This window comes from Kitasatospora sp. NPDC058184 (assembly GCF_042883725.1).
GTDB lineage: Bacteria > Actinomycetota > Actinomycetes > Streptomycetales > Streptomycetaceae > Kitasatospora.
This window is the reverse complement of the sequence record NZ_JBHVVE010000013.1, coordinates 130,081-142,242: the sequence shown is the minus strand read 5'-3', so window position 1 is coordinate 142,242 and position 12,162 is coordinate 130,081. Positions and strand designations below refer to the sequence as shown.

Annotated in this window: 8 protein-coding genes; 4 read left to right on the top strand and 4 right to left on the bottom strand. The window is 71.5% G+C overall.

The features are described 5' to 3' along the window. Window positions 1-26: 26 nt before the first annotated feature. The gene (gene holA / locus ACFVXH_RS24300; protein WP_074000721.1) at window positions 27-1,025 is read left to right on the top strand and encodes a DNA polymerase III subunit delta; all 999 of its coding nucleotides are present in this window, start codon (window positions 27-29) and stop codon (window positions 1,023-1,025) included. A gap of 24 nt (window positions 1,026-1,049) precedes the next feature. On the opposite strand, the gene ACFVXH_RS24295 is transcribed toward holA, so the two are convergent. Then, window positions 1,050-1,898: a hypothetical protein gene (locus tag ACFVXH_RS24295; protein WP_387827096.1), complete on the bottom strand. Its 849-nt coding sequence runs from the start codon at window positions 1,896-1,898 to the stop codon at window positions 1,050-1,052. Window positions 1,899-2,162: 264 nt separating this feature from the next. Continuing rightward, a complete protein-coding gene (gene rpsT, locus ACFVXH_RS24290; RefSeq protein ID WP_030309778.1) occupies window positions 2,163-2,432 on the bottom strand; it encodes a 30S ribosomal protein S20 in 270 nt (89 codons plus the stop codon). Between the two features lie 330 nt (window positions 2,433-2,762). Here rpsT and lepA point away from each other — a divergent pair, with 330 nt between their 5' ends. Then, window positions 2,763-4,631: a translation elongation factor 4 gene (gene lepA / locus ACFVXH_RS24285; protein WP_063780165.1), complete on the top strand. Its 1,869-nt coding sequence runs from the start codon at window positions 2,763-2,765 to the stop codon at window positions 4,629-4,631. Window positions 4,632-4,716: 85 nt separating this feature from the next. Here the strand turns inward: lepA and ACFVXH_RS24280 are convergent, their stop codons facing one another. Both ACFVXH_RS24280 and ACFVXH_RS24275 read right to left on the bottom strand, forming a co-directional pair. Continuing rightward, window positions 4,717-6,615: an ABC transporter ATP-binding protein gene (locus tag ACFVXH_RS24280; RefSeq protein ID WP_387827245.1), complete on the bottom strand. Its 1,899-nt coding sequence runs from the start codon at window positions 6,613-6,615 to the stop codon at window positions 4,717-4,719. Between the two features lie 185 nt (window positions 6,616-6,800). Then, on the bottom strand, window positions 6,801-8,534 hold the full coding sequence (locus ACFVXH_RS24275; RefSeq protein WP_387827091.1) for an ABC transporter ATP-binding protein: 1,734 nt from the start codon (window positions 8,532-8,534) through the stop codon (window positions 6,801-6,803). A gap of 310 nt (window positions 8,535-8,844) precedes the next feature. Here ACFVXH_RS24275 and ACFVXH_RS24270 point away from each other — a divergent pair, with 310 nt between their 5' ends. Beyond that, window positions 8,845-10,767 (top strand): AMP-dependent synthetase/ligase, encoded by a 1,923-nt coding sequence (locus ACFVXH_RS24270; RefSeq protein ID WP_387827088.1) that lies wholly within the window; start codon window positions 8,845-8,847, stop codon window positions 10,765-10,767. A 59-nt stretch (window positions 10,768-10,826) separates the two neighbouring features. Further along, window positions 10,827-12,056: a radical SAM family heme chaperone HemW gene (gene hemW, locus ACFVXH_RS24265; RefSeq protein WP_387827085.1), complete on the top strand. Its 1,230-nt coding sequence runs from the start codon at window positions 10,827-10,829 to the stop codon at window positions 12,054-12,056. The last annotated feature ends 106 nt before the right edge of the window (window positions 12,057-12,162 follow it).

Genomic DNA, 12,162 nt, shown 5'->3' with positions numbered 1-12,162 from the left:
CGCGGCCCGTGGGATGCTGGTAGGCGATGGCCAGGAAGAGTGCACCCGACGACCTGCTCGCCCCGCTGACCCTCGCGGTCGGCCAGGAGGAGCTGCTGCTGGACCGCGCGGTCGCCCAGGTGGTGGCGGCGGCGAAGGCGGCGGACCCGGACACCGACGTACGGGACCTGCCGCCCGGCGGCCTGCAGCCCGGCAGCCTGGCCGAGCTGACCACGCCGTCGCTGTTCGCCGAGCGCAAGGTGATCGTGGTCCGGGCCGCGCAGGACCTCTCCGCCGACTCCGTGAAGGAGGTCAAGGCGTACATCGAGGCCCCGGCCGAAGAAGTGATCGTGGTGCTGGTGCACGCCGGCGGCGCCAAGGGCAAGGGCCTGCTGGACGCCGGGCGCAAGGCCGGCGGGCGCGAGGTGGCCTGCCCCAAGCTGGCCAAGGCGAGCGAGCGGCTGGCCTTCGTCAAGGGCGAGTTCCGCACCCTGGGCCGCTCCGCGACCCCGGAGGCCTGCCAGGCGCTGCTGGACGCGCTGGGCAGCGACCTGCGCGAGCTGGCGGCCGCCTGCAACCAGCTGACCTCCGACGTCGAGGGCACGATCGACGAGACGGTGGTGGCCCGCTACTACAGCGGCCGGGCCGAGGCGACCGGCTTCGAGGTCGCCGACCTGGCGGTCACCGGCCGGGCCGCGGAGGCGCTGGAGCGGCTGCGCTGGGCGCTGGCCGTCGGCCAGCCGCCGACCGGCATCACCTACGCGCTGGCCTCCGGCGTGCGCAGCATCGGCCGGCTGGCGAGCGCCGGGCGGAACATGCGCCCGGGCGACCTGGCCCGCGAGCTGGGCATGCCGCCGTGGAAGGTCGACCGGGTCCGCCAGCAGATGCGCGGCTGGACGGGCGACGGGGTGGCCACCGCGCTGACCGCGATCGCCCAGGCCGACGCCGCCGTCAAGGGCGGCTCGGACGACCCGGCGTACGCCCTGGAGCGCGCGGTGGTCGCCGTCGCCCGGGCCTCCCGGGCCGGTTCCCGGCCCGCCTACTGACGGCCCGGCGCCGCGGGCCCGGCGCTACTTCTTCATGGCCCGCACGGTGTCCTGCCCGTCGGACTGGAGGGCGGTGCGCAGCTCCTCCTTGGTCGGCGGCTTGCCCTTGCCCTCGGTGTAGCCGGCCGAGTAGGTGACGTAGTACGTCATCCCGCCGTCGCGGATGTCCAGTTCGGCGTAGACGCTGTGGTACTGGTCCGAGCCGTCGTCCTTGTACAGGAAGTACGCCTCCTCGCCGAGCCCCGCGATGTCGGTGACCTGGTAGCCGCGGGCCCGGTAGAGCTCCTTGTTGGCCTCCAGCTCGGGCGCCGGGTTGACCGCCTTGTGCAGGTCGACGCGCATGTAGAGGGTGGCGGACTCGCTGTCGCTGGTGCCGCCGGTGCGCTTGAGCGACATCGAGCAGTTCATGCTGTCCAGCGCCGGGTGCCGGTCGGTGTGGTGGGTCGGCTTGGAGGTGTCCGAGACGGAGTAGGTCTGCAGGAGCTTCGTGGGCTTCCCGGTGGCGCAGAAGTCGTCGGAGAGGTGGTAGCCGCGCAGGTCGCGCGGCGAGGAGTCGCTGCTGACCAGGCCGGGGACGGCCGTCACGGCGGCGGCCCAGCCGATCGAGACGGTCACCGCGCCGACGAACGCCCAGACGGCGTTGCGCCGCAGGTTCCCGCTCCGCCCGGGGGCGGGGGCGGCGGGCAGGCCGGGCGCGGTGGGCAGCCCCGGCGGCGGTCCGAAGCCGCCGGCGCCCGCGGGGCCGGGAGCGCCCGGTACGGGCTGCGCGCCCCCGCCCGGCTGCTGCGGGAAGCCGTACCCCGGTCCGTTCGGTGGCTGCGGGAAGCCGTATCCCGGCCCGTTCGGTGGCTGCGGCGGCGGTGGCGTCGTCATGGAAGTTCCCCCCTGGACCTGGCGCCGAGGTGCTCCCCGCACCCCGGTCGGACCCGACCGACGATAGCCGCCGGGCCGCGGAACGCGACAGGCGCCGCAGCGGCCTCGGGGAGAGGCCGGCTGCGACGCCTGTCGCACTGCTTCTGTGCACCGCACCCGCGTGGCGAACGCAGGCCGCGTGCGGTGCGAGTCTTGCGCGCCTCGGGGGGCCGGGTAGAGGGCCGGGTCGCTCCGAAGCGGTGGGGGTCGAAAGACCCCGGGGCGTCAGGCCTGGACGGCGGTGTTGACGCGCTTGGTGATGGCCGACTTCTTGTTGGCGGCCTGGTTGGCGTGGATGACGCCCTTGCTCACGGCCTTGTCCAGCGCCTTGGAGGCGGCGCGGGCCAGCTCGGTGGCCTTCTCGGTCTCGCCGGCGGCAGCGGCCTCACGGGCCTTGCGCAGAGCGGTCTTCAGCGAGGACTTGACGGCCTTGTTGCGCAGGCGCGCCTTCTCGTTGGTCTTGTTGCGCTTGATCTGGGACTTGATGTTCGCCACGAAGGAGCCTCAGTCTTGTCTAAGGATTTGAACGGGTTCGCACCCGGTGGCCGTCGGACCAGCTGAGAGGGCATGCCGAGGCCGGGTGCAGCAGCCCACGCTACCAGGGGCCCGCTGCCCGCCCCAAACCCGGGCGCCCGCGAGGGCCGCCCCCGACCGCTCGCGAGGGCGGCCCCGGACGGCCCCGGGTGCCCGAACGGCGGCCCGCCCCGCGGTCGTGGGAAGATGGCAGGGACTATTTCGATCGGACGAGCCCGTCCGGTCCCCGGGAAACCGGTCAGCGATGACCCGGACACCCCCGGCCCCGGACCAACGGAGAATCGGACCAAGGTGCCCGCGACCCCCAGCAATGTGCCAGAGCCCAGCCGTACCGACCCGGCGCTGATCCGCAACTTCTGCATCATCGCCCACATCGACCACGGCAAGTCGACGCTCGCAGACCGGATGCTGCAGATCACCGGCGTCGTCGACCCCCGGCAGATGCGTGCCCAGTACCTCGACCGCATGGACATCGAGCGTGAGCGCGGCATCACCATCAAGTCGCAGGCGGTCCGCCTTCCGTGGGCGCCGAAGACCGGTCCGAACGCCGGGACGACGCACATCCTCAACATGATCGACACCCCCGGCCACGTGGACTTCACGTACGAGGTGTCCCGCTCCCTCGCCGCGTGCGAGGGCACCATCCTGGTGGTCGACGCGGCCCAGGGCATCGAGGCGCAGACCCTCGCCAACCTGTACCTGGCGCTGGAGAACGACCTCACGATCGTCCCGGTCCTCAACAAGATCGACCTGCCGGCCGCCCAGCCGGAGAAGTACGCGGCCGAGATCGCCCACATCATCGGCTGCGACCCCTCCGACGTGCTCCAGGTCAGCGCCAAGACCGGCCTGGGCGTCGAGGACCTGCTGGACCACATCGTCAACACCGTCCCGGCCCCGGTCGGCGTCAAGGACGCCCCGGCCCGCGCGATGATCTTCGACTCGGTGTACGACTCCTACCGCGGCGTGGTCACCTACGTCCGTGTGGTGGACGGGCAGCTCACCAAGCGCGAGCGGATCTCGATGATGTCCACCGGCGCGACCCACGAGCTGCTGGAGATCGGCGTCATCTCGCCCGAGCCGAAGGTCGCCGACGGCCTCGGCGTCGGCGAGGTGGGCTACATCATCACCGGTGTGAAGGACGTCCGGCAGTCCAAGGTCGGTGACACGATCACCTCGATGCACAAGGGCGCCACCGAGGCGCTCGGCGGCTACAAGGACCCGCGCCCGATGGTGTTCTCCGGCCTCTACCCGCTGGACGGCTCGGACTACCCGCTGCTGCGCGACGCCCTCGACAAGCTGCGGCTCAACGACGCCGCGCTGGTGTACGAGCCGGAGACCTCGGTCGCGCTCGGCTTCGGCTACCGCTGCGGCTTCCTCGGCCTGCTGCACCTGGAGATCATCCGGGAGCGCCTGGAGCGCGAGTTCAACCTTGACCTGATCTCCACCGCCCCGAACGTGGTCTACCGGGTGGTCATGGAGGACGGCACCGAGCACACCGTCACCAACCCGAGCGAGTTCCCCACCGGCAAGATCGCCGAGGTGTTCGAGCCGGTGGTGCGCGGCACCATCCTCGCGCCCAACGAGTTCGTCGGCGCGATCATGGAGCTCTGCCAGTCCCGCCGCGGCAACCTCCAGGGCATGGACTACCTGTCCGAGGACCGGGTCGAGCTGCGCTACACCCTGCCGCTCGCGGAGATCGTCTTCGACTTCTTCGACCAGCTGAAGTCCAAGACCCGTGGCTACGCCTCGCTGGACTACGAGCCCATCGGCGAGCAGTCCGCCCAGCTGGTGAAGGTCGACATCCTGCTGCACGGCGACGCGGTGGACGCCTTCTCCGCGATCGTCCACAAGGACAAGGCCTACGGCTACGGCGTGATGATGGCGGGCAAGCTCCAGAAGCTCATCCCCCGCCAGCAGTTCGAGGTGCCGATCCAGGCGGCCATCGGCTCCCGGGTGATCGCCCGTGAGACGGTCCGCGCGATCCGCAAGGACGTCCTCGCCAAGTGCTACGGCGGTGACATCTCCCGTAAGCGGAAGCTGCTGGAGAAGCAGAAGGAAGGCAAGAAGCGGATGAAGATGGTCGGCCGCGTGGAGGTCCCGCAGGAGGCCTTCATCGCCGCGCTGTCCACCGACGCCGAGGCGCCGAAGGAGAAGAAGTAACGGCGGCAGGCGTTCGGAGACGCGGGAAGGGCCCGGGCATCAGCCCGGGCCCTTCCCGCGTTCTCCGACGGTCTTCGGGGGAGCGTCAGTCCACCTCGGCCACGGCCTCGGCGAACTGCGCCTGGTAGAGCCGGGCGTAGGCACCGTCGGCGGCGATCAGGTGGTCGTGCGAGCCCTGCTCGACGATCGAGCCGTTCTCCATCACCAGGATCACGTCGGCGTCCCGGATGGTGGAGAGCCGGTGGGCGATCACGAAGCTGGTGCGGCCGGTGCGCAGCCGGGCCATGGCCCGCTGGATCAGCACCTCGGTGCGGGTGTCGACGGAGCTGGTCGCCTCGTCCAGGACCAGGATGGACGGCTGGGCGAGGAACGCCCGGGCGATGGTGATCAGCTGCTTCTCGCCGGCGCTGACGTTGGTGCCCTCGTCGTCGATGACGGTGTCGTAGCCGTCCGGCAGGGTGCGCACGAAGCGGTCGACGTGGGCGGCCCTGGCGGCCTCGACGACCTGGTCGCGGGTGGCCGACTCGGCGCCGTAGGCGATGTTGTCGGCGATGCTGCCGCCGAACAGCCAGGTGTCCTGGAGCACCATGCCGATGCCGGAGCGCAGTTCCTCGCGGGACATCGCGGCGATGTCCACGCCGTCGAGGGTGATCCGTCCGGAGCTGACCTCGTAGAACCGCATCAGCAGGTTGACCAGGGTGGTCTTGCCGGCGCCGGTGGGGCCGACGATGGCGACGGTCTGGCCGGGCTCGACCTTGAGCGAGAGGTCGTCGATGAGCGGCTTCTCGGGGTCGTAGCGGAAGGTCACGTCCTGGAAGGCGACCCGGCCGCGCACCACGTCGGGCCGTTCCGGCATGGCCGGTTCGGCGCTCTGCTCGGGGGCGTCCAGCAGCTCGAAGACGCGCTCGGCGGAGGCGACGCCGGACTGCACCAGGTTGGCCATGCTGGCGACCTGGGTGAGCGGCTGGCTGAACTGCCGCGAGTACTGGATGAACGCCTGGACGTCACCGATGGACAGCGCGCCGCTGGCGACCCGCAGACCGCCGACGACGGCGACCAGCACGTACTGGAGGTTGCCGATCAGCATCATCGCGGGCTGGATGATGCCGGAGATGAACTGGGCCTTGAAGCTGGCGTGGTAGAGCGCCTCGTTGTGCTCCCGGAAGGTCTCCGCGGACTCGTGCTGGCGCCCGAACACCTTGACCAGGGTGTGGCCGGTGTACATCTCCTCGATGTGGGCGTTCAGTTGGCCGGTGGACTTCCACTGCTGGACGAACTGCGGCTGGGCCCGCTTGCCGACCCTGGTGGCGACGACGACCGAGACGGGCACCGAGACCAGGGCGATCACGGCGAGCAGCGGGGAGATCCAGAACATCATCGCGAGCACGCCGACCACGGTGAGCAGCGAGTTGACGACCTGTCCCATGGTCTGCTGCATGGACTGGCCGATGTTGTCGATGTCGTTGGTGACCCGGCTGAGCACCTCGCCGCGCGGCTGCTTGTCGAAGTAGCTGAGCGGCAGCCGGGCGAGCTTGGCCTCGACGTCCTGGCGCAGCCGGTAGCTCGCGGCCTGGATGGCCCGGGTGGCGAGCCGGCCCTGGAAGATGCCGAAGACGGCGGAGGCGAGGTAGATGCCGAGCACCCAGAGCAGGACGGTGCCGATGGCGCCGAAGTCCATGCCCTGGCCGGGGGTGAAGTGGACGGAGGAGAGCAGGTCGGCGACGCCGCCCTCGCCGTGGGCGCGCAGCCCGTCGATGACCTGGTCCTTGGACATCCCGGTCTGGAAGCGGGCGCCGACGACACCGGCGAAGATCAGGTCGGTGGCGTCGCCGAGGATCTTGGGGCCGATGACGGCGCAGCCGATGCCGAGCACGCCGAGGACCAGGACGCCGATCAGGGTGTTGCGTTCGGGGCGCAGCAGGCCGAGGACGCGCTTGCCGGAGCCCTTGAAGTCCATGGACTTCTCGGTGCCCTGGCCGCCCATGAAGCGGCCGGGGCCGGCCGGGCCGCGGCGGGCGGCGGCGGCCTGGGAGTCGCTGGGCAGTTCGGCGTCCTTGGCGGCGTCCTTCGGGGCGCCGTTCGCCGGGGCGCCGTCCACCGGGGTGTCCTCGGGAGCGGTGCCTCTCGGGGCGGGCCCCTTGGTCAGGTCGGGCTTGTTGCCGGGCGTGGTCACGCCGCCTCCTGCTCGGTGAGCTGGGAGAGCACGATCTCCCGGTACGTCGGGTTGTCGGCCATCAGCTCGTGGTGGGTTCCACTGCCGACGACGGCGCCCTCGTCGAGGACGATGATCCGGTCGGCGTCGCGGATGGTGGACACCCGCTGGGCGACGATCAGGACGGTGGCGTCGGAGGTCTCGCGGGCGAGGGCCTTGCGGAGCCGGGCGTCGGTGGCGTAGTCGAGCGCGGAGAAGGAGTCGTCGAAGAGGTAGACGGAGGGCCGGCGGACCAGGGTCCGGGCGATGGCCAGGCGTTGGCGCTGGCCGCCGGAGACGTTGCCGCCGCCCTGGGCGATGGGGGCGTCCAGGCCTTCGGGCAGCTTCTCGACGAACTCCTTGGCCTGGGCGATCTCCAGGGCGTGCCAGAGCTCCTCGTCGGTGGCGTCGGGCCGGCCGTAGCGGAGGTTGCTGGCGACGGTGCCGGAGAAGAGGTAGGGCTTCTGCGGGACGATGCCGACGCTCTCGGCGATCGCGGCGGGGGCGAGTTCGCGGACGTCGACGCCGTCGAGCAGGACCCGGCCGGAGGTGACGTCGAAGAGCCGGGGGACGAGGCCGAGCAGGGTGGACTTGCCGCTGCCGGTGGAGCCGATGATGGCGGTGGTCTGGCCGGGGCCGGCGGTGAGGTCGATGCCGCGCAGCACCGAGGCCTCGGCGCCGGGGTAGCGGAAGTCGACGCCGCGCAGTTCCAGGGTGCCGCGGTGCGGGACCTCGGTGACCGGGGTGGCGGGCGGGACGACGCTGCTGTCGGTGCCGAGGACCTCCTGGATGCGCTCGGCGCAGACCTCGGCGCGCGGCACCATCATGAACATGAAGGTGGCCATCATGACGCTCATCAGGATCTGCATCAGGTAGGAGAGGAACGCGGTGAGCGCGCCGATCTGCATGGCGCCGCTGTCGATGCGGTGGGCGCCGAACCAGAGCACGGCGACGCTGGAGACGTTCACCACCAGCATGACGGCGGGGAACATGATGGACATCAGCCGGCCGACCTGGCGGGAGACCTGGGTGAGGTCCTCGTTGGCGTCGGCGAAGCGGGCCTGCTCCTGGTCGTCCTTGACGAAGGCGCGGATGACCCGGATGCCGGTGATCTGCTCGCGCAGGACCCGGTTCACGGTGTCGATCCGTACCTGCATGCTGCGGAACCTGGGGCGCAGCGCGCGGACCAGCAGGACCACGACGACGCCGAGCACGGGGATGACGGCGAGCAGCAGGCCGGACAGCGGGACGTCCTGGTTGAGCGCCATGATGATGCCGCCGACGCACATGATCGGCGCGGCGACCATGAGCGTGAAGCTCATCAGGGCGAGCATCTGGACCTGCTGGACGTCGTTGGTGGTGCGGGTGATCAGCGAGGGGGCGCCGAACTGGCCGACCTCGCGGGCGGAGAAGCTCTGCACCCGGTCGAAGACGGCGGCGCGGACGTCCCGGCCGAAGGCCATCGCGGTGCGGGCGCCGTAGTAGACCGCGCCGATGGAGCAGAGGGCCTGGAGGACGGTGACCGCGATCATCACCCCGCCGACGCGCAGGATGTAGCCGGTGTCGCCCTTGACCACGCCGTCGTCGATGATGTCGGCGTTGAGCGTCGGCAGGTAGAGCGCCGCGAGGGTGGACACCAGCTGGAGCAGCACCAGCAGGGTGATCGGTCGGGAGTACGGGCGCAGGTACGCCCTCAGCAGTCTGATCAGCACTAGCACACTCTTGTCGTCGCCGGTCGGGTTCGCACCCCAATTCTCGGTGTTCTGTAGCGTCGTACAGGTCATTCGGCGTCCGGGAGCCGGAGGTTTGCCGGGCCTTTGCCGAACGGCGGGGTGCGGCACCGGTCGCGCGGGGCCGTGCCGTCGGGCGCCGCCCCCTTACGGAATGACCGGTTTCCCCCTAGGCTGCTGATTGCCCCTTTGTTACTGACCGGTACCGCTCAGGTGAACCGGGGGCCCGGCGACCGCCCCCACGGACGCCGCGACAATCCCTCAGACGGCCACCCGCCACCGGAGGTCCTCGTTGAGTTCCGCGCAGTCCCTGATCGACTCCGGCAGGCCCGACCTCGTCGCCGGGCGCCCCGCCTCCGTCGCCCACCTGTTCCTGGAGCGGGTCGCCCTGACCCCGAACGCCGAGGCCTACCGCTACCCCTCGCCGGTGGACGAGCAGGCCGCCGACGGCGCGCCCGGCGCCGAGCAGTGGCGCTCGCTCACCTGGGCGCAGACCGCGGTCCGGGTCAAGGCGGTGGCCGCAGGCCTGATGGCGCTCGGCATCCGGCCCGAGGACCGGGTGGCCCTGGCCTCCTCGACCCGCCTGGAGTGGATCGTCGCCGACCTCGGCGCCATGTGCGCGGGCGCCGCGATCACCACCGTCTACCCCAGCACCAACGCGGACGAGACCGCGTTCATCCTCTCCGACTCCGGCTCCCGGGCGCTGTTCGCCGAGAACGAGGCCCAACTGGCCAAGGCCGTCGGGCAGCTCGACCAGCTGCCCGAACTGCGCACCGTGATCCTCTTCGACGCGCCCGCCGAGGCCCCCGAGACCGGCGGCCTGGACCTGCTCACCCTCGCCGAGCTGGAGGAGCGCGGCACCCGGTACCTGGCGGAGCACCCGGACGCGGTGGAGAAGGGCGTCGACGGGCTCGGCAAGGAGCAGCTGGCCACCCTCATCTACACCTCCGGCACCACCGGCCGCCCCAAGGGCGTGCGCCTGGTGCACGACTGCTGGGCGTACGAGGGCCGGGCGCAGGAGGCCAGCGGCCTGCTGGGCCCCGACGACGTGCAGTTCATGTGGCTGCCGCTGTCCCACGTGTTCGGCAAGACGCTGATCTCCGGGCAGATCGCCACCGGGCACGTGATGGCGGTGGACGGCCGGGTGGACCGGATCATCCACAACCTGCCGGCGATCCGGCCGACCATCATGGCCTCCGCGCCGCGCATCTTCGAGAAGGTCTACAACGGCATCGCGGGCCGGGCCCGGGCCGAGGGCGGCGCCAAGTACAAGATCTTCCTGTGGGCGGCCAAGGTCGCCCGCGAGCACGCCCGGGCGGTCCAGCAGAGCCGCATCGCCACCGGCACCGAGAGCGCCCCGCTCGGCCTGCGGGTGCAGCACGCGCTGGCCGACAAGCTGGTGTACGCGAAGATCCGGGCGGCCTTCGGCGGCCGGCTGCGCGGCGCGGTCTCCGGCAGCGCCGCGCTCGCCCCGGAGATCGGCTACTTCTTCATCGGCGCCGGGGTGCCGATCCTGGAGGGCTACGGCCTGAGCGAGACCAGCGCCGGCTCCTGCGTCAACCGGGCCGAGGACGTGCGGATCGGCACCGTGGGCCGCCCGCTGCCCGGCACCGAGGTGCGGATCGCCGAGGACGGCGAGATCCTGCTGCGCGGCCCCGGCGTCATGCGCGGCTACCACAACCTGCCGGAGAAGACCGCCGAGGTGCTGGAGCCGGACGGCTGGTTCCACACCGAGGACATCGGCGAGCTCAGCCCGGACGGCTTCCTGCGGATCACCGACCGCAAGAAGGACCTGTTCAAGACCTCCGGCGGCAAGTACGTGGCGCCCAGCGAGGTCGAGGGCAAGTTCAAGGCGGTCTGCCCGTTCGTCAGCAACATCCTGGTGATCGGCAACGGCCGCAACTACTGCACCGCGCTGATCGGCCTGGACGAGGCCGTCCTGCTGCCGTGGGCCGCCGAGCACGGCCTGGCCGGGAAGTCCTACGCCGAGCTGGCCGTCGAGCCGGCCGTCCACGAGCTGATCGAGGGCTTCGTCAAGCGGGTCAACGGCGACCTCCAGCGCTGGCAGACGATCAAGAAGTTCCACCTGCTGCCGCGCGACCTCGACATCGAGCACGGCGAGCTCACCCCGAGCCTGAAGATCAAGCGCCCGGTGGTCGAGCGGACCTACGCCGACGCGGTCACCGCCATGTACGCGGGCGCCAACGAGGCCTGACCGGCCCCGCCCCCGTACGGCCCGCCGGGTTCGGTCGGGCCGTACGGGACAATGGGCTCATGCCCTCCGCACTCCCCGACGGCGATCCGGTGCCGTCCGACGGTTCCCTGCCCGCACACGCCCTCGACGGGCTGGGCGACCGGCCGTTCGGCTTCTACCTGCACGTGCCGTACTGCGCCAGCCGCTGCGGCTACTGCGACTTCAACACCTACACCGCCACCGAGCTGCGCTCCTCCGGGGCCGTCGCCTCCCAGGAGACCTACGCGGACAACGTGGTCGCCGAGATCCGCCACGCCCGGAAGGTGCTGGGCTCCGCCGACCTGCCGGTGCACACCGTCTTCCTCGGCGGCGGCACCCCGACCCTGCTGCCCGCCCGCGACCTGGTCAAGATGCTCTCCGCGATCCGCGAGGAGTTCGGGCTCGCCGACGGCGCCGAGATCACCACCGAGGCCAACCCGGAGTCCGTCGACCCGGCGTACCTGGCCGAACTGCGCGAGGGCGGCTACAACCGGCTCTCCTTCGGCATGCAGAGCGCCCGCCCGCACGTCCTGAAGCTGCTCGACCGCCACCACACCCCGGGCCGCCCCGAGGCCTGCGTGGCCGAGGCCCGCGCGGCCGGCTTCGAACACGTCAACCTCGACCTCATCTACGGCACCCCGGGCGAGTCCGACGACGACTGGCGGGCCTCCCTGGACGCCGCCATCGGCGCCGGGCCCGACCACGTCTCCGCGTACTCGCTGATCGTCGAGGAGGGCACCCGGCTCGCCGCCCGCGTCAAGCGCGGCGAACTGCCGATGATCGACGACGACGTGCACGCCGACCGCTACCTGATCGCCGAGGAGGCGCTCGCCGCCGCCGGCTACTCCTGGTACGAGGTCTCCAACTGGGCCACCACCCCCGAGGGCCGCTGCCGCCACAACGAGCTCTACTGGACCGGCGGCGACTGGTGGGGCGCCGGCCCCGGCGCCCACAGCCACGTCGGCGGCGTCCGCTGGTGGAACGCCAAGCACCCCGCCGCCTACGCCCAAGCCCTCGCCGAGCACCGCACCCCGGCCCTGGCCCGCGAGGTGCTGGCCGACGAGGACCGCCGCGTCGAACGCATCCTGCTGGAGCTCCGCCTGGTCGACGGCATCCCCCTCGACCTCCTCACCGACACCGGCCGCGAGGCCGCCGACCGCCACCTCGCCGACGGCCTCCTCGCCCCCGGCCCCTACGCCCGGGGCCGCGCCACCCTCACCCTCCAGGGCCGCCTCCTGGCCGACGCCGTCGTACGTGACCTGGTGGACTGACCGAGGGCTTACCGTGTGCGCACCTCTCCGAGCGGACCAGCCTCTTCGGCGAGGCCGTTCCTGTGGATCCGATGGGTGTGAGTCTGGTGACTGCCGACTTTCCCCG